This window comes from Pseudoxanthomonas sp. CF385, from assembly GCF_900104255.1.
GTDB lineage: Bacteria > Pseudomonadota > Gammaproteobacteria > Xanthomonadales > Xanthomonadaceae > Pseudoxanthomonas_A.
This window is the reverse complement of the sequence record NZ_FNKZ01000001.1, coordinates 66330-92152: the sequence shown is the minus strand read 5'-3', so window position 1 is coordinate 92152 and position 25823 is coordinate 66330. Positions and strand designations below refer to the sequence as shown.

19 protein-coding genes are annotated in these 25823 nt (G+C 57.9%); 12 read left to right on the top strand and 7 right to left on the bottom strand.

Translation table 11 applies throughout. The annotated features are described in order from the left end of the window. Positions 1-904: 904 nt before the first annotated feature. Complete coding sequence (locus BLT45_RS00410) at positions 905-4978, top strand: RHS repeat-associated core domain-containing protein (RefSeq protein WP_175455665.1); 4074 nt, start codon at positions 905-907, stop codon at positions 4976-4978. 452 nt (positions 4979-5430) lie between these two features. Further along, on the top strand, positions 5431-5907 hold the full coding sequence (locus BLT45_RS18010) for a hypothetical protein (RefSeq protein WP_139187829.1): 477 nt from the start codon (positions 5431-5433) through the stop codon (positions 5905-5907). A gap of 24 nt (positions 5908-5931) precedes the next feature. Here the strand turns inward: BLT45_RS18010 and BLT45_RS00405 are convergent, their stop codons facing one another. The 5 genes from BLT45_RS00405 to BLT45_RS18005 all read right to left on the bottom strand — a co-directional run bounded on the left by BLT45_RS00405 (position 5932) and on the right by BLT45_RS18005 (position 11783). Then, positions 5932-7425, bottom strand: coding sequence for a TniQ family protein (locus tag BLT45_RS00405; protein ID WP_093293682.1), 1494 nt, complete (start codon positions 7423-7425; stop codon positions 5932-5934). Beyond that, on the bottom strand, positions 7422-8516 hold the full coding sequence (locus BLT45_RS00400; protein ID WP_093293679.1) for a TniB family NTP-binding protein: 1095 nt from the start codon (positions 8514-8516) through the stop codon (positions 7422-7424). Before BLT45_RS00400 ends, BLT45_RS00405 begins: the two co-directional genes overlap by 4 nt. Continuing rightward, positions 8513-10543 carry a DDE-type integrase/transposase/recombinase gene (locus BLT45_RS00395; RefSeq protein WP_093293675.1) on the bottom strand — a complete coding sequence of 677 codons (2031 nt, stop codon included), beginning with the start codon at positions 10541-10543 and terminating at the stop codon, positions 8513-8515. The genes BLT45_RS00400 and BLT45_RS00395 overlap by 4 nt, the downstream gene beginning before the upstream one ends. Next, positions 10534-11286, bottom strand: coding sequence for a TnsA endonuclease N-terminal domain-containing protein (locus BLT45_RS00390; protein ID WP_139187827.1), 753 nt, complete (start codon positions 11284-11286; stop codon positions 10534-10536). The genes BLT45_RS00395 and BLT45_RS00390 overlap by 10 nt, the downstream gene beginning before the upstream one ends. A 206-nt stretch (positions 11287-11492) precedes the next feature. Further along, positions 11493-11783: a hypothetical protein gene (locus BLT45_RS18005; protein WP_139187825.1), complete on the bottom strand. Its 291-nt coding sequence runs from the start codon at positions 11781-11783 to the stop codon at positions 11493-11495. A 202-nt stretch (positions 11784-11985) separates the two neighbouring features. Between BLT45_RS18005 and BLT45_RS00385 the strand changes: the two genes are divergently transcribed. The 7 genes from BLT45_RS00385 to BLT45_RS00355 all read left to right on the top strand — a co-directional run bounded on the left by BLT45_RS00385 (position 11986) and on the right by BLT45_RS00355 (position 20093). Next, positions 11986-12744, top strand: a complete 759-nt coding sequence (locus BLT45_RS00385; protein WP_093293669.1) for a hypothetical protein — start codon at positions 11986-11988, stop codon at positions 12742-12744. Between the two features lie 3 nt (positions 12745-12747). Beyond that, on the top strand, positions 12748-13848 hold the full coding sequence (locus BLT45_RS00380; RefSeq protein ID WP_139187823.1) for a hypothetical protein: 1101 nt from the start codon (positions 12748-12750) through the stop codon (positions 13846-13848). A 133-nt stretch (positions 13849-13981) separates the two neighbouring features. Then, positions 13982-16534 (top strand): tetratricopeptide repeat protein, encoded by a 2553-nt coding sequence (locus tag BLT45_RS00375; RefSeq protein WP_093293663.1) that lies wholly within the window; start codon positions 13982-13984, stop codon positions 16532-16534. A gap of 174 nt (positions 16535-16708) precedes the next feature. Then, positions 16709-17818, top strand: a complete 1110-nt coding sequence (locus BLT45_RS00370; RefSeq protein ID WP_254771754.1) for an alpha/beta hydrolase family protein — start codon at positions 16709-16711, stop codon at positions 17816-17818. A 143-nt stretch (positions 17819-17961) separates the two neighbouring features. Continuing rightward, the gene (locus tag BLT45_RS00365) at positions 17962-18423 is read left to right on the top strand and encodes a solute carrier organic anion transporter (protein ID WP_139187821.1); all 462 of its coding nucleotides are present in this window, start codon (positions 17962-17964) and stop codon (positions 18421-18423) included. Between the two features lie 61 nt (positions 18424-18484). Further along, positions 18485-19126, top strand: coding sequence for an AbiU2 domain-containing protein (locus BLT45_RS00360; protein WP_093293657.1), 642 nt, complete (start codon positions 18485-18487; stop codon positions 19124-19126). 571 nt (positions 19127-19697) lie between these two features. Beyond that, positions 19698-20093, top strand: a complete 396-nt coding sequence (locus BLT45_RS00355; RefSeq protein WP_175455664.1) for a DUF4410 domain-containing protein — start codon at positions 19698-19700, stop codon at positions 20091-20093. A gap of 138 nt (positions 20094-20231) precedes the next feature. Here BLT45_RS00355 and BLT45_RS00350 read toward each other — a convergent pair whose 3' ends face one another. After that, entirely contained in the window at positions 20232-21146 is a 915-nt protein-coding gene (locus tag BLT45_RS00350; RefSeq protein WP_093293650.1) for a LysR family transcriptional regulator, read from the bottom strand. A 98-nt stretch (positions 21147-21244) separates the two neighbouring features. Between BLT45_RS00350 and BLT45_RS00345 the strand changes: the two genes are divergently transcribed. The 3 genes from BLT45_RS00345 to BLT45_RS18240 all read left to right on the top strand — a co-directional run bounded on the left by BLT45_RS00345 (position 21245) and on the right by BLT45_RS18240 (position 23602). After that, positions 21245-21946, top strand: coding sequence for a type 1 glutamine amidotransferase domain-containing protein (locus BLT45_RS00345; protein ID WP_093293646.1), 702 nt, complete (start codon positions 21245-21247; stop codon positions 21944-21946). A 46-nt stretch (positions 21947-21992) separates the two neighbouring features. Then, positions 21993-22832: a type 1 glutamine amidotransferase domain-containing protein gene (locus BLT45_RS00340; protein ID WP_093293642.1), complete on the top strand. Its 840-nt coding sequence runs from the start codon at positions 21993-21995 to the stop codon at positions 22830-22832. A gap of 632 nt (positions 22833-23464) precedes the next feature. Beyond that, positions 23465-23602, top strand: a complete 138-nt coding sequence (locus tag BLT45_RS18240; RefSeq protein ID WP_175455663.1) for a hypothetical protein — start codon at positions 23465-23467, stop codon at positions 23600-23602. Between the two features lie 437 nt (positions 23603-24039). On the opposite strand, the gene BLT45_RS00330 is transcribed toward BLT45_RS18240, so the two are convergent. Further along, on the bottom strand, positions 24040-24492 hold the full coding sequence (locus BLT45_RS00330) for a fasciclin domain-containing protein (protein WP_254771753.1): 453 nt from the start codon (positions 24490-24492) through the stop codon (positions 24040-24042). Positions 24493-25823 lie beyond the last annotated feature (1331 nt).

Here is a 25823-nt window from a genome sequence, read left to right as displayed (position 1 = left end):
CTGAGGATGCCGGAGGCTTCTCAGAGCCCATCCGCTTCTGCATATGCGTGTCGTTGGAGGTAGCAATCAACTCCGAAATTCCACTGTATCAAGAGATACGCCAGCGGATCGAACCGCCAGTGGAGATTCGAGCGGGATAGTGCTCTCGGATTCCCGCCGGCGGTACGGGAAGGAAAGCGTTCCCTCTCGCAAGCCGACGGCCGCCCATTGTTCCTTTGTATCCGATACCTAAGTGCGAAGTTAGCTAACCTCCCCAAGTGCGCCCCAGCATCTCGTGTCAGCATGCGCCGCCGAAGTAAGCAATGCGATGCCAAGGGGCGGGCTGCGATCAGTTCGGCTCATCCTAAGCATGCGTAGAATCACTGGAACTTCAACTCGATCGCCATTCAAGCGTAGCCAGTGCGCCCCAAACCTCAGCGTGCCTTGATAAATGCGTGTACTGAGCGAATGGGTTTAGCCTGAAGTCGAAGCGCGTCAGGGGTGACGCGCTCGCTTAGGCGACCAGGGGTAAATCTATATGGAAGTGGCGTCAGATCTGACTGTCGGTGGATTCGTGCGGCGCAGAATTCTGGTTGGCGGACGTCCTATGAGACGACGCTGGGCCGCAGCATTGGCGGGGCTAATGATCCTTGGTACTAGCTTCGTTGCTTCGGCATGCCCTGTCGGCTACGTCAAGACTTACGTAACCGTACGAGATGACCAGGGAAATGTCGTTGGTGTAAGGGAGGAGTGCAGCTTCGTTGGTGTCCCTGGTGCGGGCGGGCTAGGTAGCTCGGGTGGAGGAAGTCGAGCTGACCTAGTTGAATCGGAGTCGATGTCACCAATAGATGATCTTCCAGATCTACTTAGATCGATAGGTGAGACTGTCGCCGCGGCGCTAGCTCCATGCGGTGGAAATCCGATCGTGATTTCGACGGGGAACAAGATCGAACCGGAGCTGGACTTCTCCACCAGTGGCGACATGAGCCTAAGTCTGGCTAGAACATACAACCACTACTGGACGGGTGTTGGCCTCTTCGGCAAGCACTGGATAAGCAACTTCGATTACAAGCTAACATTTGGGACAATCGCGCTGGACTCATGTCACCCACGCCCAGGAGGCGGTGCTTGTGGCATCGGCGCTGAAACCACGATCTATGCATGGCGCCCTGATGGAAGGACGCTAAAGTTTGATCGTGACGCTAACGGAATCTTCTACGAGGATCGACCGGGACCGATCGCTCGAATTGAACAGCAGCCGAACGGAAGCTTTATTCTCTTCACTGAAGATGGTGAAACGGAGGTCTACTCGTCCGCTGGCTACATTCAATCCAGGTACAACAGGTTTAACGTTGGCTGGACATTCACGTACACCAACGGGACTTACCCCTATCGAGTCACCCATACTTCCGGGCGGTACGTCGAATTTAGCTGGACCGGAAACCGTCTGACGGCTGTTAGGGATCCCGCTGGCAACTACTATGGCTACTCTTACAACGAGAACACATTTGGCGCCGGATACAACAGGTTGGTCGCTACAGCAAAGCCGGGAGTACCAGCGTCAACAATTACCTACCACTATGAAATAGCGGATAACACCGCGCTAACTGGTAAGAGTTTCAACGGCGTACGGTACTCAAAGTTTACCTACGACGCATCTCGCCGTGCGACGAGCAGCGAACACAACGGGCTTGATAAGTTCACCTTTCAGTACACAACGGGCGCCAATGGTGCAATGTCCGTGGTGCAAACTAACCCGCTAGGGAAGCAAACCACCTTCGCGTTTGAAAACGGTCGCCACATCAGCACGGTGGGGCATGCAAGTCCGAACTGCCCGGTCGCTACATATGCGCTTACCGAGTACGACGTGAATGGACATCCGGCCATGCAGGAGGATCACAATGGCAACAAGACAGCCTATCAATACAGCGATAAAGGTCAGTTGCTAGTGATGATCGAGGCCTACGGAACTCCGAGGCAGCGTACCACTACTTACGAGTGGTATGGCGGCAACCTTCAAGACAAAGTTTTCAAGAAGACGGTCGTCGGACAGCTGGAAACTACGTACTACTACCACCCGCTTGGAACGTTATCTTCCGTATCGGAGAAGAACATCTCCGCGAATGGTGTTGCCAACCAGGTGAGGACCACCAACTTCACGTACAGCTACTACGGGGGTGGATCCGGTGGCGCGCTCGCAGGCGGCATGCTCGCCTCCGCACAAGTTGATGGGCCGATGGCGGGACTCGGTGACAACATCGTGGTCACGTACGATAGCTTGGGAAATCTGACGTCGCGTGCAAACTCGCTCGGACACATCGAGACCTACAGTAACCACAATGGTCTTGGCCTCCCCGGGCGCCATACGGGCGTCAATGGCGCGCATACCGACTACATCTATGACGCTCAAGGCCGCGTTACACGGTTCCGTAGATATCCGGATGGAAGCAATCCTGCGGATACGCTTTATGTGTACGGACCGAACGGGACATTGGCTTCTGTGACGTCGCCATCTGGAGTTACCACCAACTACGACTATACGTCTTCGCTGCGGCTTTTCAGGACAAGAAGGGCGTCGGGCGGAACACTGGTCAACTTTGCGACGGACGAAGAACAGTCCTACACCTACGATTCAGCGGGCAACCTGAAGTTCAGCCAAGACGTATCCGTCGAAACAGTTCAGACATTCGTCTTCACCTGCATGGGGCCGGTAGGCGCTCCGGAAGAGGAGTGCATGGAGCCATTCTGGGAGGAGCAGTGGATTCCGGGTTACGTGCAGAAGAAGATAGCTTCGTTGGACTACGACGAGCTCAGCAGGCCAAGAGGCATCCGCGGAAGCTATGGCATGAACATACGATACACGTATGACCCGAATGGCAACATACAAACCATCAGGAATTCTGCTGGTTCCAACGCCGTGAGCTTCACGTATGACGAGCTAAATCGGTTGAAGAGCGCGCTCTATGCAGATGGAGGCGTGATTCAGTTCGAGTACAACGAGAACGACAAGCTGACCAAGCTGACGGATCCACTGGGCCGGGTTCAGACCTATGTGTATGACGGTTTTGGTGGCCTGTGGGCTCGATACACAGCAGAGACGGGGGCCACGTCATACCAGAGAGATGCCGTCGGCCGCGTGAGTGTAATGGCGCGCGCAGATGGGAGTTCGCTCTCGTACTCCTACGATTCAATCGGGCGGCTTGTTCAGGCGTCTGGGGGCGCCGAGAGTAGGACGCTTAGCTATGATTGGTGTAACTCAGGGAAAGGACTTCTCTGTGGGGTGGCGTCGTTTTCCAACGGCGTGGAGGTGACATCGTCGATATTCGGATACCTCAGTGACGGGCGTATGGCCGTGCAGCGCGATATCACTTCTGCCGGAGGTAGCGAGTTCTGGACGGGCTACCAATATGATCAGTTCGGCCGGTTGAATGCTATTTCATATCCGAGTGGCATTGCGGTGGGCTACGGATATGCCTCTGACAAACTCACGACGATGACAGTCAACGTGGGTGGCACGATTACGAATATCGTCGCTGGAAGTCTGTATGAGCCATTTGGCGGCATCGCGGAGATGTCGCTTGGTAATGGATTGACTCGAACTCTCGGCACCGATCAGGATGGCCGCCTTACAGGTGTTCAGGTTGCCTATGGGGCCCAGGTAGTCCAAGGTCTCACGTATAGTTACGACGCTAATGCGCGCGTTTCAGGAATCGCTAGCGCAACTGACTCTTCCTTAAGTCAGACATATACGTATGACGTTCAAAGCCGCCTTGCGTCGTTCTCATCCCCTTCAGGAAATCAGCAGTTCGTTTGGGATGTCAATGGCAACAAGACTCGCCATATATGGAACTTTGATGAATACCTGCAACACGATGCCCAGAGCAATCGGGTTTCCGGTATGGGTAGTCACGGGTACTCGAGCGATGCAAGGGGCAATGTCGCATCTCATTCATGGTCTGGTTCAAGTGCAGCTTATGCATATGATGCTTTCAATGGATTGGCGAGCATTAGCCGTGGTCAAGCGGTAAGCTTCACGCAGCCAAACTACGCGAATGTTAGCCTCGTAGGCGGGGTTAGTACCTATACCAACGACGCATTGAGTAGGCGCGTCAGGAAAGTTGCGGCGAATGGTCAAGGGTCGCGATTTGTCTACGGTGCCCAAGGAAACTTGTTGGCCGAAAGGTCGGACAACAGCGGCGCTTGGTCAAACTACCTTTGGTTTGATGGCCAGCTTATCGGCCTGGTTCGTGCCGCCAGCGTTTACTATGTTCACAACGATGCTTTGGGCAGGCCCGAAGTAGTCACCAACACGGCAAGAGCCGTGGTTTGGCGAGCCGCCAACTATCCGTTCGACAGACGGGTTACCTTGGATGCGATTGGTGGCTTGAATATCGGTTTGCCCGGGCAGTACTACGATCAAGAAAGCGATCTTTGGTACAACAACCAGCGCTACTATGATGCCCGCCTCGGGCGGTACCTGCAGAGTGATCCGGTGGGCATCGGTGGCGGATTGAATTCTTATGCGTACGCGCTAGGAAACCCTCTGTGGAACACTGACCCAACGGGCTTGTGCATCGACTATCTTGGCTTGGCCGTGGGTGTCATCGACGTGGCTGGCGGGATCGCAGAGATGGGAGTGGGTGCCGACGCCTCAGTTATGGGCGCAGCGGCTCTGAATCCTCTCGTCGTCGGCGCAGGAGGCTTGGTTATCGCAAACGGTGGAATGACAACCTACGATGGTGTCACTGGAATTATGACCGCTATCGACCATCAGCCCAGAGACTCTGCATACGCCGTAGTCGGCGGTGCGCTCCTTGGCGCACATGGCGCCGAGGCTGGAGAAGTCCTGTCATTCGGCATGACGATGGGTGGCAAGCTCCGAGGGGTTCGGAGAATACTGTCGCGCATCGGCAACGAGTCAGATGCGGCGGACGCTATCAAAGGAGGAAAGGCATTGAATGATCGCTACGCCGCTGATCCGTGCCCATGCAATAAATAGACGCTATTCTTCTCGGTGGTCGGCGCGCTGCGCCGACCACCTACTTCAATGGTGAGATGACGATATGTCGGACAGCGCATTTAGCTTGAGTTGGGGTCGGTTCGCCCTAATGTATTTGATGGCGATGGGCCCGTTAGTTGTGGTAGTGGCAATCCTTAGTCAAGATGGCTCGCGTCCGGCAACAGCCGGACTAACCGCCGCATGGGCGATGACGACGCTGTACTCTGTCTACAGGTGGCGCTACTTCCGAGAGAAGTATAACAACGACGCTAGTGAGCTCGTCGGAGCTTTGCATCGCGACTTTGTTGGCGTCGTATTTGGTTCTTTACCGACACTGCTTCTGTGGGTAGTTGTCGCAACCATCGTTGTTATCGCGGTCTCCATGGGAGTGTGGTCGCTTGAACGGTAGGTGGGGCGTGTGCCTTTATAGGCCGTGTTGACCTGAGGGAATGATGATTAAGGTAGGCGGGCATCCAGCGCTAATGGATGCGAAGGGGCAGCCTTCTGTTGATGTCATCTCAGCAAGGCGCTGGAGCAGCGCGATATTCCCCGACTTCCCTTCCGACGACCTAGTCCGATCTTGCTGTACACGGGGCGAACTCGTTAAAGCTTTCGCCGTCAATGGCCTGGATTTCATATCAGTCGAGACACTGGAGTCCAACGAGTTGGCTCTGACGGCATATCTGTCGGAGTTCTCATACGCGGCAGTAGTTCTCGAAGCTTCAGCTGAATTGTTCCTGTTCAAGGATTCAACCAACAGATTCTCTGTCGTGTTCGGAGATCCTAGGTTGGTCAAGGAGGTCGAGAGGGAAGCAAGCTCAGATCCGGGAACCGACTTCAGACGGTGGCTAGATAGCGCGGACTTCAGTACTGTCGAAAGGCAATATCTCGAGTTAAAACTCGCTGTCTACGGCTCGGGAGGCGCTTGAGTCGAAAGAGCTAGCTCGTAGCTCCTACTGAGTGCTGCGTCTATGCTTGGCCATTGTCTCCACTAAAGGTTTTGTGGAGTTCAGCATCGACTTCGGGGTTCGATTGAGGAACTGCTGGACGGTCTGCCCAAGCCCCTCAATGACGACGTGACGTGCGTCATCGATAGAACCTTTAAGGCGTAGTACATCCTCTTTTGAGTGCGGCCCCCCCGTCGAAGGGATGAACTGCGCGACATGTATCCTAGATCGCGCCAGGCGATTGAACAGTTGGACGGGGATGTCCGCGAGAGCGGAAGCCTCCTCGGGCTGCAATCCGATGGAGGCAGAGAGCCGCAGCCGCAAGATCTCCTCTCGTGCCACGACCATGCGATTGCCAATGCCCTTCGCCCAAGTGAAGAGCTTCAGGCGCGCTGCCCATCTGACATAGTCGTCGTCACAGTCTGTCAGAGAGCCTGCTTTGTCGGCTAGCACCCACTTTCTGTTGAAGGCCTCTGAGTCTCGCAGTGCTTCCTCCCGCCGCAGCGCCGCCTCTGGGGATCTCGGCCCGCGCTGGGCTTCGCTCTTGGGTCTGAGCACGCGTCGCTCGGCAAGGAAGGCATCAATCCTTCCTGCCAGGAACGAAAGTCCAGCCGTCTTGATCAGCCCCGCATGGTGCACCTTGAACCAACGGAAGGCTGCTGCAGGCACGTACTCATCCGATGCAACAGGCCTGCCCCTCAATGTTCCATGAAATACGTCAACCCCCTGTTCTAGCTGGAGTAGCGCGGTGGCGACAACATGCATGGCCCTCTGCTCACGGGTCAGAAGCTTATCCCCGACCAGGTTTCGGCAGTGCTGGACTACGAACTTGTGCATAGCATTGATGAGGTTCAGGAACTCATTGAGACTTGCATCCTCAAACGCGGAAAGCTCGCGAGGCGGCGTTGCGATACACGTGTCATTGAAAAGCTTCGCTCTCATAGTGGCGAAGAGAGTTGCAACCTCGGTGCTGCACGGCTGCGCAGAAGGGTGCTCGGAAACCGGAGCCCCACATTTGCAGCGATTAGTACCCGGCCGGTTCATCCGATAGCCCGAGCCACACTGCCGACATTCGTTAGCTAGTGCCACTCTATGTGCCGGACAGTGTGTAATCAGCGAGAGATGCCAGCTCGCATCGTGGACGCCATAAGTGTGTACGCAGACCGGGCAGATCTTGTGATGATGGAAGTTCACATGTCGTCCCGATAGACGCTGCTCCTTCAGGAAATAGGAATGATCCTCTGCCTTGCGGATAACGATCCGCTCATACGTGGCTTCATCTTTGACAGTCAAAGCGGAGAGGACTGGCGCCGTTCCACCCAGCGCCTGACTTGTGAGGTCTAGGCCTACACCACCCAGAAACATGGTGGGTGAGTCGTAGGAGTTCTCATCGCACAACCGTAGGGCGTAGCCGATAGCCGCCTCCCGGGGATCGGGAAGCGGCGTGACCACTAGGGGGCGAACCGGATCGGTTGCCTGAATCTCCGAGAGCAAGCTCATGTCAGAGCCCGATTCAACTCGGCCTTCAGCTGCTTCTTACTCAAGGGTTTGGCTGGGGCCTCTTCCTTATCCCTCTGCATGGATCCCAGATGCAGCTCTTCGTCCTCCTGATCTTTGGGTGGCCTTTGCGCCAAGTACATGGCGACGCCGCATAGCCGCTGCTGCTGGTCAGGAGAAAGGGAGCCATAGAACGGTCCGCCTTCCATGGGGATTTCGCCCGCATACCAGATGGCCTCTTGGAAAGCCGCGTCGAGGTGCGCCAGCGAGATCTCGGTCCGGCTCTCCCAGATTGCATCTTTCACTGCTTGGTCGAGGATGCGCCACAGCAAACCGAGGCGACCGCCGCATGCAATGAAAAAGCGAAGCGAGAGCTCTTCTGAAGTCAGGTCTGGGACACTGAAAGGTGCCATGGAGCTGTAGACGCCGCGAAGCACAGAGCGGAAGACCTTCCTGGATCGTGCATCGGTCCAGTCGTGTACGGGGATCTCGATGGTGCGGCTGAATCGCGTGCGCAGTTGTTCCCAATGCCGAACAATCCGACTGGAGCTTGGCAAGCCGACACATACGACGCTCAAGGTGCCCATCTCAGCAAGCTCTTTGAGCCAGTTAGTGGTGAGACTGAGCGACCTGTTCTGGTTCTTGTCCACGAGTTCCTGGAACTCGTCAAGAATCACCATCTTGCAGCCGACCTTGACGAGCAGCTTATTGAGTCTTGCCGTCTTCTTGTTGACTGGCCCCTCGGCGTACTTGGGGTCTCCGAGCGCCTCAAGCAACGCTTCAACGACGCCGGTGATGGTGCCCTGTGAAGGAACCTGGACGTAGATCACCTCCTTGCGTATTCCGGTTGGAGTTCGTTCGGCTGGGAACCTCATCTCGAATTGCCGGAATATGTAGGACTTGCCAGCTTTTGAATGACCGACAAAATGCTTGAAGGCGGGTGTACACGTAGTGCCAACTTCTTTCAGCACTCGATCCAAGATGTCGTGTGATTCGACGAATATCGGTGTCTCGACCCTCAACATAGCCATCTTGCTCAGGTGGAGCGTGAGGTCAGTGTTGGGCTGTGGCGGAACAGTAAGAACGTGGTTCATGCGGCGGCCTCCTGTGTGTAGGGCACGGCAACGGTGACGGTGAGGTCGAGAAGATCGTCATCACGAGCGACTGAAGGGTTGCGAGGCGAGTGCATGGCGTCCTGTTCCGCAGGCCGCGCTGAGGCTCCTCCCTTTCGCTTAGCTGACGAGGTTGGCCGTGCGGAAGTGGTAGCGGGCTTGGAAGAGTTCTGCTTCCTCATGCTGCGGGCTCGGCTTTGCGCTGCGCGGCTCTTGCGGCGATTCACCACCATGTCCTCTTCAATCATCTCGACGATCTTCAGCTTCGCGTCGCGCAGGCTGACGCGATCCTCGCCCTTCTCCGACAGGTACCTGGCGTACTCCTTGCACTTGGTGTGTTGCCAGCGGGTCAGGCCGCTCGCGTAGTCCTCATCAATCGCCGGCACTTTGATGTAGTCGCCAGTCTCGGGATGTACGACATACAGATAGCCCACGTCCTCATCGTTGGTAATGATGTCGACCGTGATCCTTTCGCCCAGTTGTTGCCGCATGACGCCGAGCTCGGCGCAGTTGTAGTAAAGCGAATCCTTCAAGATGCCTTCGTGGCCAGCAACGCGCGTCTCCGGCTTCCCGAATGCCGCATCCACCCACTGGGCCGAGTCGGGAAGGTGGCGGTCCACCTTATCGATGAGGCTTTCCCACTTCTGGGCGGGTGTTTGTCTGATGGAGGAGTGGGTGCTCTGGTGATAGATATCCGCAATCCAGAGGTTGATCACCCGATTCAGTGTCTCTAAGGTGATCGCGGCGTGCTTGGAGCTGTCGTAATCGCCGCGTTCGATAATGGAAGAGAACGTTCGCCCCGGGATCAGAGAGATCAGATCGGTCTGAAGTGTGCGGAAGAACCGCTCAATCCTGCCTTTGAACCAGGGCTGGCGCCGAGGGCACGTCTGAATCGTGATACCGAATTGGCCGGCGGCGTAGTCCAAGCTGGAGCCGTGGAACTCGACGCCGTTGTCCACCACCAAGGTGCGCATGATTCCCCAGGTCGGCCAAGGCTGGGTGACATCGTCCAGGTCTGTCTTCGGTAGTACCGCATGCCGCAGGGCTCGCATGACCGTCAAGCTACTGGGCGCATCGAAGCTCAGAGAGAAGCCCAGGATCATGCGGGTGCACGCATCGATGATCACCGTCAGCCAGGGTCGACCCAGTGGCAGACCCGTTTCCATGTCGACCACGAACAGATCGAGTCTGCAGTGATCCATCTCAGCGCGCTGCAAGGGCAGGGCGGCCGACGCCCCTTTGCCCGTGTTGCGAAACTTCATGTCCGCCGCTTGCTCGCCGTAGCGGGCCGCATAGACCTCATAGGCGGGAAGCTTGCTGATGTACTTGCGGAGCTGCTCGTAGCTGATCGGGGACAGTTGCTCTGATGGGGTGAGCATCAGATTGGTGTCATCGATCAGACCATTGATGTCGCTTAGTACAGATGTGATGTTTCTGCGATGAGGGGTGAGATAGCCATCCCGAACGCAGTCCTCCATGAGGTCCAGCACCTTCTGCGGGATGCGATCGCGATGGCCCTTCAGTGCATGCTGATCGAGCAGGGCGACAATGTTGTTCTCCGCGTCGCGGTACTGCTTCATCCAGCGCGCCACACTGCTGGCATGCGGACACTCAGGCATCAGTGCAAGGTCTGCTGGCTTGAGCTTTTCCCACAAGGCTTGCACTAGCGGCGTCAGACGAGCTCGCGTGGTCGGGAAGTGGGCAAGCTTTGTAACAAAGTGCAGTCGCAGCTTGGCCAGGTCCCGCAGCAGGGGTGGCACAGAGGCGAGCAGGGTGTTGCTCATGACCCGCGAACGGGCGCGCTTGTCCGGTTCGACATTGATGATGGGCCGAAAGACGAAGTTACCGCTGGTGTACAGATCCAGCGCTTCACTCCGTGTCAGTTCTTGCCGGCGAGACGACTGCGGATCTTCGAACTCGATACGCTCTTTATCGAGCAGCCGGGTGATCTTTTGTCGTTTGCCGTCCAGATCAAAATGCTGGCCGGCCTTGAAGAGTCCTATGCCCACAGCCAACCCTCCTTATGCTCGGAGGTGTAGGCCATGGTGTCCAAGCCGATCGGCCGGGACAGGTCCACACTGATGCGCCCCTCCATGATCTGGCGAGCCAGTGACCGTGCGTTAGCGACTCGTCCCCAGCCCAGATCAGCCAGCGATACGCCGTCTAGCGCCTGTTGATGGACCAGCAGGGCCTGGAGGTCCGTGATGGCAGTACGTCCACGAGACAACAGGGACCAAGCATTGGCCAGACGAGCAGGAGACGGCAGGTCGACCTCGGTCACCAGCCGATACGCGATGCCCAGGGGCGCCAGCAGCATGCTCAAGTGCTGAGTGCGCTCCAGAACCGACGCATCCACGTCACGCGCGAACTTAACTTCGACAAAGGCTCGCAACCCGCGGTGAAGCACCGCGAAGTCCGGATAGTGGCGAGCCCAGCCGCCGTAAGGCGTCGCATACTCCATGAGCACTGGCTGCTCGGCGTAGGCGCGCACGGTGGGACAGGCATCCAGCTGCAGCGCGACTTGCTCCTCAAGGGCAGATTCGAAGTGAACGCTTCGAGCCAGCTTCCAGCTGCTGAAGCGGTAGATGGCCCGCATGGCGCCACGGCTGAGCACGTTGCGTGCCCGCACCTCCCCAGCGGGGGGCCACCACCAGGTGATCAGGGCATCGTGAAGATCGGGGGCCGGCCAGCGGGGCAGGACCATCGGAAAGCTGGGGCGCGGTACGCCCAAGTCAGGGGTAAACAGGGACATCGGATCATCCTTAGTGCCGCATGGCGGCACAGGTAAAGGAAAGATCCGGGCACGAGGGCTCACCCCGTTGACAGGGGGCGGCCGCGCAGTCCAGAATCGCAACAAAGCCGGCCAAAGCTTTTGTTTGCAATTCCGGAAAGCCAGACGTGAGTCTGGCTTTCTGCGTTTCTGGCCCGGAGAGTGTGTAAGCCTCTATGTGGGTCAGTTCATGGGGTCTTCTCCGGTGGGGTTTGAGTGGAGAGCGCCTGGGCGGCGGCCTCGGTACGGGCAATCCAGAAGGCGACCTCTTTGGTAGCGGCACACCAGCCCTTCCGGCCGCCCTGTTGGAACAAGGCAACGGGGGCGCCATGGCGGCGCACCGCCTGCCTGAATGCTCCAGGAGAGGGATGGCCGAGCAGCTTGCTCAGGGGCAGGCCACTCAGAACCGGTCCGAACTCTGTCAGCAGCCAGCGCTCCAGTTCCTGGCCGCGCGCGGCAATGTCATTGTCAGGAAACAACCTACTGTCCGGAATCGTGCGGTACTGAGACGATAGCTAAGTCGTCCGCGCGCGGGGCCGAAACTTGTACAGAATTTATCGGGAAGACGCCCCGTGCTATGTGGTAACGCCCCTCCCGTTGCCCCAGGCGCTCAAGGGCAAGAAGCGTTGGGGAGAGGGGGTGCGCCCATGCGTAGGTAAGGCGGTCTTCTGCGAAGCCGCCATGAAAGTGGGCGTGTGGGAGCCGGACCGGCTGGACCTGGTGCTACGCAAAGCAGCGGGCGGGACCCATCCCACCAACGGCACGATGCGCAATCTACGCAACGGCCATGGTCCCAGCTGGATCACGGTGTCCAGTATCGAGCAGGGCCGCCCGGACATAGACGCTATCTACTGGGGGAACCACCCGATCTTCCACATGCTCGATTGCACCGAGCATGACGCCAGATTCGGTGCGGTCATGACCTATGCGGTGGATTCGGTATGGGGGCGCGTGCGGGAGCGCTTCTGGCCTTGGGCGCACAGCGGCAGTGAACCGGGCTCGGGCAATCCCAACATCGAGATCTACCAGGATACGGGTGTCATCGAAGAGGCCTTCTCTGATCCGCACTTCAGCGAACTGAGAGCGCAGGATCGATTCGTGTTCGCTATGGCGTGCTACTTCATCGCAAAACGTGCGCGCAAGCCCAAGGTAGCTAGGCACGCAGCCGATATTACAAGGCAGGAATTCATGTTCGCTGCCATGAACCAACCGCAGCTGCTGGTGAGTTGGCGCACACTCCAAGAGGAGGTGGCCAAGAAGATCTGGGATGTCGAGGGGATCGGCGGTCGACTCAGGCCCATCTTTGCGGTCCCAGACAGCATCACGGAGCGGTTTCTGAGGGAGTGGTTTCCAGAACAGGTGCTGGCCATGGCCGAGATGAACGAGGCTGAAGCTGCATTCAGAGAGGCCACGAAAACGTTGGACACAGTGAGGGAGTAGGCTTTGGACGAGGAACCTCAACATTCTGAGATTCGATCGAAAGACAAGATTCGGGGAGCAGACATGGAGTCGGGATTTGTCACTCGTGCCACGGCTGCAGCCCAAGCGATTTGCTGGTGGGGAGCATTGTTTGGAGGTGGGCTACTGTTGGCGCACTTCTACAAGATCGGCTACCTCCCTCGCTTTGATCTTGCCAGCTTGATGGGAACAATTGCGGGCGTTGCCGGCCTTGGATTCCTGTTTCTCATGGTCATGTCGATGCTCCTCGTGCTCCCTGGTCTTGTGCTCCAGCTTAGTGACGAAGCGGGAATAATCGAGAAGATGCCAAGGCGCGTGCCTGCAGATTCCGAGGATCGAACGGCAGTACTGGAGAAGCGCAAGACGTTGCTGATCAACTGGGCGATCGGTAGTTTCGCGGCTGTCGTTGCGATGTCGACACTGGTCCTAAGTGACCCCCCCGATTGGTTGGTCTCGGGGGTGATATGGGCATCAATGGTTGTGTGGTTGCTGGTCTGGATGCTCGCAGAAGTGTTTGGATTTGGCGTACTGAAGCAGGCACGATGGTGGAGTTGCTTCCACTTCTTCATCAGTTTTCTGCTTTTTGGCACCATGTCTTTCACCTTCCTGTATGCCTTGGGGAATGTTGGGCAGCAAGCGGGAAGTTTGCTCAACATCAGCATCATTCTGGTGATAGTGCTATTGGTTCAGTGTGCCGTCTATTTCAGTCAAGGCGAACCGCTGAAAGTGCGCGCCGCAATGGTGGGGTGCTTGGCACTGATGCTGCTCGTGGCAAGTTCGCTATCCAACTTCTATAGCGAGCGAATCAGTACATTCTTTCAGTTTGGCATGATGCGAAATGCGGAACTGATCGTCACTGAAAAGGGTTGCGCGATTCTAAGCGCTGCTGCGGCCGCCAATGTTCGATGCAAGGATCCAAAATCCACCGAAGGGCTGCGTTCAACTGGAGCTGTGGATATCTGGACAAGGGTTGGGGCCGATACCTTGCTTTCAGCACCGAATACCTTAGGCGACAAGGGAAGTATGCGTGTTCTTCTGCCTAACGAGGAGGTGCTCTCAGTGCAATGGAGCGCCTCGACCCAATAGATCGTCAAACCAGCCCCGTAGAGCCCTGCAGTATGTAAGCGCGTCATCACGGCGAAAATGGAAGAAGCAATCAGCGAAAAGGCGGCCGCTGCGCAGATCGCCGACTAACCCAAAAGCGCATAGCAGATACCCAATGGACATTCATCAATGGATTGATCTTCCTGCTTCCGAACTCAAGGAGAAGCTGAATCAAGAGTTGGATTCAAGTTGCAGCTTTGACCCACTGAAGCTCTATAACGAGCTGGTAGGTGTGGCCAAGGAGCGTCCTCTTTTGGTTGCAGGGATCGCAGAAACGTTAGTTCAGGTGTTCACGGAGGCGGACAGCCAGCAGGAAGCACTGCTCTTCCGGGAGTTGCTTGCCAGATCATTTCTCCAGGCAGGTGACGTGGATAGCGCGCTGGCAACGGTTGAGAAGATGATCGAGATCGACTCTGTTGCCGCCAAGTCGATTGCGCTCGATATTGCCAGCGACATGCTTGAGTCACCCGCGTCATTTGGTATCGGGATTGATCATCTGCCGCGCACGATAAGTAGGGTTGAAGCCATCTACCTTCGCTATCAGATGAAGGAGGAGATCGCGAGGTCATACCTTCTGTGCGCCACCATCTACTCATCGCATGGAGCGAGTCAGGCGGCATACCGGATCCTTCATGATGCCGAGGTTATCGCCCATGAGGTCAGGTCCATTCCGTTGCTGGCTCATTGCTATGCCACTGCTGTGGAGGTCTCTTGTCGAGAGCCCGACTTTTCTTGGGCAATAGACGTTGGAGCTAAAGCGATGAGTGCATATGCGGACTGTGATCTAAGCCCGCCAAGCGGGTTGTTGTGCAATCTCGGGTATGCGCACATGAACTCCGGTGATCTAGAGTCTGCCATTGATTTCTTCCAGAAGGTGGTCGAGAAAAGCGACGATGCGTCGAAGGAGATGTCCGCAGCCCAGTTGAATCTAGCTAGCTGCTACCGGAAGAGTGGCCGACTAGAGGACGCTGACATGGCCCTGAATCTGGCCCTGGCCGCGATAGCAGATGAGAAAGATCATGAAGTGGAAATGGCGATCGCGATCTCTGCGGCAAAGCTCGCGATAGCAAGCTCTGACGTTAAACGTCTACAGGAGCAGTTACAAGCTATTTCGGAGAGGCTGGACGGCGTTCTTGGTCAGGTGCTCAGGCTGCACCACAGGCGAGGTATTCGAGAGCACTACATCAGGACTATCGAAGGGCTTCTACAGGCACTTCCAGGCGAAGGGAGAGCTTCAGATGTTCTGCAGCCCCTAGTGTGCACCCACGGGAACGCCATGGGCGATTGGCTTGCCATCCTGAGTTGGAGGGCGGGGCTTGAGGCGGAGAGTTCCTTGCCGGCGCAATTACTGTCTCGTTTGGATGCCATCCTCTCGAGGATCCGAGAGATGGGTGCGCCACACTTGTATGGATTCAGGGAGAAGTACGACGACCCTTGGAGTCCAAACATCGAAGGCTCGGCCTGGGACGATCTCTCTGAGCTGTGTGCACAACTTAGAGATATGGGGCTGCCGCTGCCTTTGGCCCTGGCCACCAGTGGATCGCAGGCGTCTCTGTGCATGTCCAAGCTAAGGGATGGTCATTGCATGATGTTCATGACTTACGCCGGCGAGAATGCGCAGCTATGGGTGTTCATCGGGGATCTGTACCAGCGTGTTGCTATTCCAGTCCAAGGGCTTGTGAAGTGGATGGAGGCCCAGCATAGGTTCTCTGAGGGCTCAATCAATAGGGCTACCTTTGATCGAGAAATACTTGGGTTTGTGGAAGTGATCTCGCCTTCCATGGATTCGGTCTTTAAGAAGATCGAGCAGGAAGAATGCGCCTCTGTGTGCTACATGGAGGATTTCCGTGGTGATTTGCCGCTGAATCCGTTCGTGATGCGAAATGCGGTCTTGTTGGAGCGGATGCGATTCGGAGATTTTCATGTGCGCATCGTGCCTGCAATAGCCTCTAGTCTGGGCAGTCCTAGTGACATCGAGAAGACGGTGTCTGTGATCGACAGTGCAGAGGGGTTGCTTCTAGCTCCTCACGAAGGTTCTGCATTTACTGCCGCAGCAGGCTTGGAGTTGACTCGCATCGTTCAGGCGAATGCTCGGGAGGACCTGGGTGTTCTGTTGGCGGATGCCGACGCTCTGATGGTTTCAACGCACGGGTTCTCTCTAGGCAGATTCACTGATGCCTACTTTGCACGGCTTGGAGGCCCTGACGGTCGGAATCTGATTAGCATTGAGGCGATCCAGCGGGCTGCTCCCTCTCTGAAGCTTGGTCTGGTGATTCTTAATGCTTGTTACTCGGGGTCCAGGTCCAACCGGAACTTTCAAACGACTTTCCGGACGCCGGACTCCGTAAGCATCCCAGGCATGTTCCTGCTCAATCGCCGCGCCGTGGCTTTCGCAGGGGCGTGGAAGATCTCCGACACCGCAAGCTTCGTGCTGTCCCATCTTACTGGAGATGGATTGCGCAATGGGCTCGCGCCATTTGCCGCACTTTCGAGCGCAATTGGTCGTCTTCCGACGATGCGGCGAGAACAGGTCAGGTCGATACTTTCAAATAGCCTGCCGGATGGAGTTCTTGGCGAGGCTATTGAGCGGCTTCGGAACGCGCCTGAAGAGGGCATGTTCTCGGCGACGTACTTCACCGCTGGCCTCGCTATCTATGGCTTGCTGTGACGGTGGGACTGTCCCACCGTCGTTAAAGAGGTGTCGTGCCTCAGGACGGTGGACTCGACCGTGCGTTCCGGTCGGCTCACCTCGGCCTCTCGCGCGGTCCCCGGAGCAGGGACGCCGCCATGTTCTTGGTGCAGTCTCTGGTAACGTGGGCCATCTGCCAGCTCAGGAAGAGCCATGTCGAACCCGCGGAAATCAGTCTGCCTCGCGATGGCCTGCGCATTGGTGTTCCAGGCATCCGCCGCGGAACCTGCCATGCACCGCACTGTGGCTCCGGTCGAGCTGGCGGGCATGCTGGGCGAAGCGCCCTATCTGATCGACATTCCCGAGCGCTGGAACGGCGAACTCGTCATCCTCGCGCGCGGTTTCGAGCCGGTGGGAATACCACGCACCCTGCCAATGCCACCCAATGAAGCAACATCCGTCTTCCTGTCGCGGGGTTATGCCGTGGCGCAGAGTGGCTATTCCTCTCAGGGATGGGCTGTGCGCGACGCGATCGCCGACATCGAACGGCTGCGACAGCATTTCATCCGACAGTACGGGGCCGCCCGCCGCACCTATCTCGTAGGCTTCTCCATGGGAGGGGGGATCGCGGCGGCCAGCCTGGAACAGCACGCCGGCGACTACCAAGGCGCCCTGTCCCTGTGCGGCGCCAATGTGCCCGGCGCGCGCCTCGCACAGGAACTGCTGACCACCCTGGTGTCCTTCGACTACTTCCTTCCCGACGCAACGGGCAAGGGAGGTGGACTGTCGACGCCTCAGGCCGCATCCAACCAGGGTGAGGTCATGTCGGCCATCGCCGGTGCGCTCGCCGGCAAACCTGAGGTCACCAACCAGCTTGCCCGGGCGCTGCAGGTGCCCTCCGACGCATTGCCCGGCGTCGTCAGCCTGCACTACCTCGTTTTCCAGGACATCGCGCAGCGCGCCGGCGGGATGCCGGTCGACAACCGGGCGACCGTCTATCGTGGCTTCGACGATGACAAGGCCTTCAATGCCGGCGTGCGTCGTTACGCCGGCGACGCGAAGGCTATACGATACGTTGCCTCCGCACCCGCGTTGACGGGCCAACCAACCCGGCCTTTGGTACTCCAGTACAACCGCGCGGACCCCACGATCACCCCGCACTTCCAGTCCATCTTCGCGGACCTTTCCAACGCGGGAGGGACGACAAGACCACTCACACTACCCGCTGCCGGTGACGGGCATTGCGGATTCTCGTCCAAGCAGATTGCCGAGGCGTTCCAGGTCTTGGTTGACTGGGTTCGAAGCGGGCAGCGCCCCAGGTAACGCCTTTGGACACAGCCTATGTGGGCCCGCCTATATGTCGGCTTGTTCGCCGGACCTGGCGACCCTAATATCAAACCGTATCAAGGGGATAGCCCGCCGTTTGATGGGCAATCGATCGCAATTTCGGATCAAGGACCCGGCCGATGCCTTCTGCACTACTCATTGCAATGCTGTCCGGCGTAGCGGCGCTTCTCGGCGTTGCGCTAGGACACATCCTTAGCGCCAAACGAGCGCGACTAGATGAGCTGGCTGCAATGCGGATGACGGCTTACGTGGACTTCGTGCGATCCACGTCACTGCTTTTCACAGCGAGGCGGGCGGGGCGCACAGAAGATGAGATTGAAGAGCTAGCCCGCCTCAATGACGCTAAAACCCGCATTCTGCTGTCGGCTGATACCTCCGTTCTCAAGAGTCTAGAACGCTTCTGGCTGCAAGGCGGCACTCTAGAGAAGGAACAGGAGATTCTGGCCTTCCGCAGCCTGTGCGACGAAATGCGAGTCAGCCTTGGCAAGGAGCGGATTTCGCTGCAGATGGACCTTGCTGGAGTTTTGTTTAAGGTGCAACCGTCGACCTACTCTTACAAGGCGCATGGGGTTGATGGTTGACGGTTCATCAATAAGAGCCCGGGTCGCGGCGCGACCTAACTTAGGCTTTAGGGAGCACTAAATGACCTCCACGCAGTCCATGGAAGAGGTGCACGCAAACTACGTGGCACTGAAGGGTGACGAGCTTGGTCTAGCGTTCTCCACTCTTCATGGAAAGCTTATCGAGCTACATATGTTGTGGCAGCAATACCGGCAACTGTTCGGGCTGGACGATGAGACGGTGGCGCTGCTTAATCGAACTGCCGGCCTCTTCTTCAAGATCGTTCAAGACGAAATCTGGGACAGCGTTCTCCTTGGCATTTCCCGGATGACTGATCCTCCTGAGACTCGCGGCAAGAAGAACCTTACGATTCATTCCCTGCCCCCCCTTGTCGACGATCCTGCGTTAAGAAAGGAGCTGCAGGATCTCTGTAGTGCTGCGCTAGCTCAAGCCGCCTTCGCGAGAGAGCATCGAAACAAGCGTATCGCTCATCAAGACCATGGATACGCCACTGATAGGGCGGCAAACTCACTGAGCGGCATCAGTCGGGAGCGGGTCGAGACCATGCTCTCGGCGCTCCGCGCGATCATGAACCGTCTGAACCTGCATTTCAAAGAAAGTACAACCTTCTATGAGGACTTCGTTGATGAAAGCGGTGCAAGAGTACTGGTTTCGAAGTTACGCAAATTTGAGCGCCTCGAGGCTGCGTCGGGTGCGTCTTAACAGTTCATTTAAGCCGAACCCTCTCCGTGGGTCGGCTTAGTTCAGACATTAGAACTCTTGGGGAGGCGTCATGGCGAAGCGATGTGATCTAGAGCCCTTGATCGTGCAAGAGTGGCTGCGACAGCAACCAGCCGGGCAGCGGACCGAGGACCAGATTCTTGCTTTTCATGGGCATCTGCAGCGAGACATTCCGCATTTGCTCGCTTTTCGCGCATCCGCGGACAAGTATCAGGTTCTCAAGACAATCCTACGCAGTCACATAGAGCGCTGATACTTTGTCGCGCAAGAGTTATGAAGAAAACGCACCGGCCTTAGTAAGGGCATGATGTCGGTTGAGCCTTGCCATCGGCCAGACCGACAACCGGCAAGTGGAATACGGGAGAATCTGGCTTAAGCAGAAAAAGGGGGCGACATGATCAAGTCTGGGTGGGTGGTCGCGGTAGCCGTTTGTTGCATCCTTCTTACTGGTTGCATAGGCACGTCCAGCAAAGTGGCTAGGCCGAACGCCTCGGCCGTAGGAGCGAAGCTTTGGTACACCGTCGACAACCCCGGAGGCATGACGGCAGAGGGAATGGCAGTGCTACGTTCGCGTCTTGACGAGCGCTTTGCGAGCGTGAGAGCAGACGAGGGCAGCCCCGATGCGGTGCACGTCAAGGTGACGATCACGGCCTACCGCATGCGCCACGGCGCGGCGCGCGCGCTAGTTGGCATCATGGCGGGCAAGGACACAGTACTGAGCACCGTGCAGGTCCTCGACCCGGCTACCGGTCAGGAGCTGGGGCGACTGAACGTGGAGTCTGGCAATACTACTGCGGTCGGCTCGGCTGGTGGCCTGCTGCGGGGACATGCCGATGAAATTGCCGACTTCGTCTTGAAAGGTGGCGCTCCGGCCCAGCCTAGTGGCACGCCCGTCGCTGCGCCGCCGCAACAGGGCGAGATGAAATGGAAACCGCGACCGGTGCGTTGAGGCTCGCTTCACCCAACTATCAGCAATACCCACTCATCCGTATTTGGGTTGAACGCGGCGCACTAAGCCTTAGCTCAAACTCTGCGATTGATTGCAAGGTTTTACCCAGAGGGCGCGCGAACGTGAGGTGGCTTCAGCTTACTCTTCAAGAGAAGTCGCATTTGCGGTTAGCAGATCAATCATTGCCCGCGCAGCTGAAGATTGGCGTTGGTGCGGCGCGTACACTACGGAGAACGGTCGCGACCGTCCTCGCAACTGCGGCAGCACCTCCACCAACCGACCACGTTCCATCCGGTCACGGACGATGAATTCGTAGCTTTGGCAAATACCGATACCTTGCTCGGCCAACGACACCACGCCTAGGACGTCATCCGAGATTTCGAGGGACGACGCGGGCAGCCAATCGACATCACGCTCGCCATCGCGGAATACCCAGGGTGCGAGGCGGCCGGTGCGTGGCATCACGAAGGGCAGGCACACGTGTTGCCGCAAGTCATCCAGCGATTGCGGCGTCCCCATCCGCTGGATGTAATCGGGGGATGCGACCAGCAGCAGCGCGGCGTCTTCGAGCTTGCGCGCCACCAGGCCACTGTCGGGCAGGTGGCCCAGGCGAATGGCGAGATCGAATCCCTCTGCCACAAGGTCGACGTTGCGGTTGGTGATGTTCAATTCCACGTGGACGCGCGGGTATAGCTGGGTAAAGCGCGCAAGCAACGGCGGCAACCGGTAATGGCCATAGGTAGTCGGCACGCTCATTCGCACGCGCCCGGCCAGTTCGCCTTCCTGGCCCTGCGCCTCGCGTTCGGCCTCGTCGAGTTGGGAGAAGGCCGAGCGGGCCTGCTCGAGATACAGCCGCCCGGTTTCGGTCAAGCCGAGACGGCGCGTGGTTCGCTGCAACAACTGCCGCCCCAGGCGTGCCTCCAGCCGTGCTACGGCGCGACTCAGCACAGAGGGCGTCGTCGATAACGCCACCGCCCCCGCGGTGAACGAGCCGTGCTCGACCACGGCCATGAAGGCCTCCACATCGCCGAGGTAGTCGAACTTGCGGCTCATCTTATCCTCGTGGGAACAAATGTTTTTCTCGATGGCCAGTTTATCGCCACAAAAGGACTGAATACAGTGGCGCCATTCCTCATCACAGGGTGACTGCCATGAACAAGCGCACTTCCGCTCCCGCCACCAAACCCGTGCTGTTTGTGCTGACCAGCCATGGCACCAAGGGCCGTACCGGCCAACCGACCGGCTACTACCTGGGCGAGGTCACCCACCCGTTAGCCGAATTGCAGGAAGCCGGCATCCCGGTCGAATTCGCTTCGATCCAAGGCGGCGAGCCGCCGGTCGATGACCTGAACCTGGAAGACGCCACCAATGCGCGCTATTGGAACGACGCCAGCTTCCGCGATGCGGTGCGGCATACCCAGCGCCTGGGCGATGTGGATGCCTCGCGATACGCCGGCATCTTCTTCGCAGGCGGTCACGGTGCGATGTGGGACTTCCCGGGCAACGCCGACGTACAGCGCGTCACTCGCGAGATCTATGAGGCCGGCGGACTGGTGGGCGCAGTCTGTCACGGCCCTGCCGCGCTGGTGGACATCACGCTGAGCAATGGCGCTCACCTGGTGACCGGCAAGAACGTCAGTGCGTTCACCGACAGCGAGGAGCGCGCCGTGCAACTGGATGACGTTGTGCCGTTCCTGCTGGCTTCCACGCTGGAGCAGCGTGGCGCCCACCACCACGCCGCACCGGACTGGACCGCCAAGGTCGTCATTGATGGCCGCCTGATCACGGGGCAGAACCCGCAGTCGGCTAGCGGCGTCGGCGCCGCGATGCGCGAAGCGCTCCTGGCCCAGTGATCGCAAACGCCCCAACGAACTGATATCCCGCAAGGAGTCCACTGCAATGAAGCTGATGCAAACACTCGCCGCCGCGATCGTCATGACCCTCGCGGCCACCACCGCCCAGGCCGGTGAAGTGCTGGTCGTGCTGTCCGATGCCGATCATCTGGACCTGAAAGACGGGAGGGTCTTCCCGACTGGCTTTTATCTCAACGAACTGATGCAGCCGGTCAAAATGCTGCTCGATGCCGGCCATCAGGTCACCTTCGCAACGCCGACGGGGCAGGCCCCGACGGTCGACGCGAAGTCGATTAGCCCTATGTACTTCGGCAACAGCGCCGCGGACTTGCGGGCGCACCAGGACCTGCTCAACCAACTGGCGTTGACCTCTAAGGAAAAGTCCCCGGTAGTGAGCCTGGCGCGCATTGAACAGATGGGCTACGGCCGTTTCGATGCGGTCTATATTCCCGGCGGCCACGCGCCGATGCAGGATCTGCTGAAGAGTCCGGCACTGGGGCGCCTGCTCGCCGACTTCCATGGCCGCAACAAGACGACCGCACTGGTCTGCCATGGCCCGATCGCGTTGCTGTCGACGCTGCCGGACGCCAGTGGCTTCGTTGCCGCACTGGAATCAGGTCAGGCCAAACGTGCGCCGCTATGGATCTACAGCGGCTACCAGGTCACTGTGATCAGCAACCAGGAAGAAGAACAGGCCAAGCCGCAACTCGGCGGCGGCGAGATGAAGTTCTATCCGCAGACCGCGCTGCAGCAGGCCGGGGTCCAGTACCGCAGCAACGTCGAGCGGTGGATGGCCAACGTCGTCGTCGATCGCGAGTTGATCACCGGCCAGAATCCGGCATCTGCGGTTGGCGTCGCGCAGGAATTGCTCAAGCGTCTGAAGTAAGGCCACGACAGGCATGGCGTGATGTTGTGCTGCCAGCCCCCATGGCGTTGCCCTGGTCAAAAAAGGTGGTCCGAACGCTGCTTCCGGCCATAAGCGGACAGCATGTCGCGCAGAACTGGAATCACGCAGCACTCCAAAATCGCACCAAGGCCGTTCGGGCGCCAACGGATGATCAGCCCGCATCAGCGTCAGCATTGTCTAGCGCAACCGTCCTCCTCGCAAAGCTTCGAAAGGCCGCTTCTCTCTGGTCCAGTACCTTGTCCATTGCAGCCAGGCGCACCCAGATGGAAAATCGCATCTCTTCGGGCGCATCAGCCAGCAACTGTGCACGTAGTGCTCTGACGAAACCCCGAGCGTCACAACCGACTTGTTCGTCGCGCAGCCTCGCCATGCTCTCTCGTAGACAAGCGCTGAGCTCTGATGCTGTTCTCATCATTATCACCAAATAGTAGTCACTCTCTACCGGCCCCGGTACTCGCTGGCAAAGCCTGCCTGCATCTCGCTGAAAGGCATTCCACGTCCGGGCGGCACGTCGGCATAATTTTCGCCCCATATCCGTTGAGCACACCCCGATCACATCGGGCGGCGCAGCCTCGTGGTGCTCGGCATTCCGCCGAGTAGGAGACGTTCCGATGAGCAGCAACATTGGGCAGCGCGATTCGCAGGGTAAGCCCGGCGAGAAAGGCCAACAGAAATCAAAAGACGAGACTGGCAAACAGGCGAAGCCGCAGCAGGACCAGAAACGCGGTCAAGAGCAGAAGAAGCGCTGAGCATAGAGAGCCCCAGACAGGGGCTCTTCGCTTATGAGGTACTGGAAGCGTTCAACCTACGGTTGCGAGCCCTGCATACCGGAGCACCGTGCCTTCGTCTTGAGTGGCTTGTTTGGTCGACTCAAGCCAACGTGCCGCTGCACCATAATTCTCAATGAGGCTGCCCAACTCGTCTGTCAGACACTTTGCGCAAGGCTGACCGCACGGACTGGGCCTGCAGCATCGTGCGCAGGGCGACATCGTCGTCTTACTGGCTGGCCTCAGCTGATAGGCGATCTTGTTCATAAGAGCGGTAGCGGTCTTAGCGCGGTCCGTCCCAGCGCCGATTGAGACCGATACGTGGTGTTTGATAGATGGGCCCATGGGAGTTCAACCACCGAAGGAAGTGATGCGGCGGGAATTCCTCCCCGCCGCTGGCAGTCCTTTGCATCCGCACCTTAGTTAGGTTTGGATTCCGGGAGGTTGACCTTGTCGATGCCGTGGATCACGCCATTCTTGGCAAGGATGTCCGGGAGCGTCACACGAGCGGCACCGATGCTGAGCTTGCCTTCAGTGACCTTGATCGGCGCATGCTGGCCGTGCACCGTGCGCGCCGATTGCCACTTCCCGACATCGGTCGTCGTCTTGCGGCCACTGACCAAGTGATAGTTGATCACTGAAGTCAGTTCATCCTTATTGGCAGGCTCGAGCAACCGATCGAGCGCACCTGTCGGTAGACCGGAGAATGCCTCGTCAGTTGGGGCAAAAAGCGTGAACTGCTCATCCCCCGCCAGTGAGGCCGTAAGGCCCGCCTTGTCGATGGCATTGATGAAGGTCGAGAAGGACTTGTTGGTCTTCAGCGTACCCAACAGATTCTGCTGGGCGAGGCCTTCTTTCTGTTGCATTTCCATGGGAATTTCCTACGAAGTAGACCCGTATCAGGGTCAAGCGGACGGCCAAAGCCGTGGCCGGGCGAAATGCCAGGCGCGAGCTCAATGCGGAGAGTAGGAGGGGTGGAGCGCGGCTGAGCAGCCGATACGGTATTGCACCGCAACACCCGCACCCTGCGCCTTTGGTTGTTAGTCTGGTGTGACGCTATCCGCAAGATCACGTTCTATTCCGCCCGTAACGTGGTAGCTTCGTACAACGCGGAATTCCGATGCTTGGTTAGCTTTCGCGCCCGCAGTGTGCCGGCTCGCACAATTTGCCGGAGCTGCCATGACTATCAAACGACACCGTGTCGTTTCGACCGATTCCCCGTTTCAGAACATCACTCATGCCCTAAGAGAGCGTGCGCTGCAGTGTGCCGAGAATGAGGGATGGCCCGTCCTTAGAGATGCGGTCGAACCTTACTTGGCGATAGCCAAGTCCAATCTTGTTCAGTGCGTCGTGCAGCAAAGGGATAAGTATGCCGAAGAGGAGACGTCCTTCTGGTCAGGAAGAACCACGGAACTTCGTCGCGTAGGACCGAGCACGCGACGCGGGTTGGCGCTTGTGACCTCGGGTGCACGGTATCGCAGCCATGAATAGCATCTCGTTAGTTATTTCGTCGCAAAGCGTTGAGTGCATCGACAGTCGTCTTGATCCGGAGATGGACTCGCGATTGAATTCATTTCGCCTTGTTCATGAGCAGAAAAACTTCGAAGGTGACGTTTGCTGGCTCTTCTTCGCCAATGCCGATCTTACTAAGCCGGAGGCTCTTTCCCGCGCTCAGCAATGGTATGCATCTACGCACCATTCTCGTTGGCCGGGAAACTTCCATTAGTCGCCATCTAAGCGATCAGAACTAATGCCACTGCGCTACTATCGGACAGAAGCTCGGAACGAAAGACGGCAGGTCTTCGTTCTTCGTTTGGGCGTTGGCCAGTCCATTGGACCAACGGCATTGACAGCGATATGGGCCACGGCTTGTGATTCGCCTGATGTCAGCGTAAGCCGTCGTGCCCAGGACAATGCTGGCTACGGCATCCGTCCGTGCTACGGCCTTTGGGCGGGACAGGCCATTAGCCGAATTCCGGCTGAGCAGAAGCTACGCGACATGCTGGATGCCAACGGGTACTTCTTCACATTGACCTCAATGCTAGCTTAGGGTCATTCAGGGCGGACATGGCGCCACTTAGGCTCTATCCAGTCGCGGTGATGTTGGACGCAACTTGTTGAGCTGATTCGTGACAACCCTTTTCAGGCAGTGCGAACTCCTATCTCACCGAATGTCCGCTATGGGTCGATAGCAGACATATCT

Coding starts and splice junctions, on each gene's coding strand:
- BLT45_RS18010 (WP_139187829.1), top strand. CDS start 5,431: ATGATTAAGGTAGGCGGGCATCCAGCGCTAATGGATGCGAAGGGGCAG.
- BLT45_RS00405 (WP_093293682.1), bottom strand. CDS start 7,425: ATGAGCTTGCTCTCGGAGATTCAGGCAACCGATCCGGTTCGCCCCCTA.
- BLT45_RS00400 (WP_093293679.1), bottom strand. CDS start 8,516: ATGAACCACGTTCTTACTGTTCCGCCACAGCCCAACACTGACCTCACG.
- BLT45_RS00390 (WP_139187827.1), bottom strand. CDS start 11,286: ATGTCCCTGTTTACCCCTGACTTGGGCGTACCGCGCCCCAGCTTTCCG.
- BLT45_RS00385 (WP_093293669.1), top strand. CDS start 11,986: ATGAAAGTGGGCGTGTGGGAGCCGGACCGGCTGGACCTGGTGCTACGC.
- BLT45_RS00375 (WP_093293663.1), top strand. CDS start 13,982: ATGGACATTCATCAATGGATTGATCTTCCTGCTTCCGAACTCAAGGAG.
- BLT45_RS00370 (WP_254771754.1), top strand. CDS start 16,709: ATGTCGAACCCGCGGAAATCAGTCTGCCTCGCGATGGCCTGCGCATTG.
- BLT45_RS00365 (WP_139187821.1), top strand. CDS start 17,962: ATGCCTTCTGCACTACTCATTGCAATGCTGTCCGGCGTAGCGGCGCTT.
- BLT45_RS00360 (WP_093293657.1), top strand. CDS start 18,485: ATGACCTCCACGCAGTCCATGGAAGAGGTGCACGCAAACTACGTGGCA.
- BLT45_RS00355 (WP_175455664.1), top strand. CDS start 19,698: ATGGCAGTGCTACGTTCGCGTCTTGACGAGCGCTTTGCGAGCGTGAGA.
- BLT45_RS00350 (WP_093293650.1), bottom strand. CDS start 21,146: ATGAGCCGCAAGTTCGACTACCTCGGCGATGTGGAGGCCTTCATGGCC.
- BLT45_RS00345 (WP_093293646.1), top strand. CDS start 21,245: ATGAACAAGCGCACTTCCGCTCCCGCCACCAAACCCGTGCTGTTTGTG.
- BLT45_RS00340 (WP_093293642.1), top strand. CDS start 21,993: ATGAAGCTGATGCAAACACTCGCCGCCGCGATCGTCATGACCCTCGCG.
- BLT45_RS18240 (WP_175455663.1), top strand. CDS start 23,465: ATGAGCAGCAACATTGGGCAGCGCGATTCGCAGGGTAAGCCCGGCGAG.
- BLT45_RS00330 (WP_254771753.1), bottom strand. CDS start 24,492: ATGGAAATGCAACAGAAAGAAGGCCTCGCCCAGCAGAATCTGTTGGGT.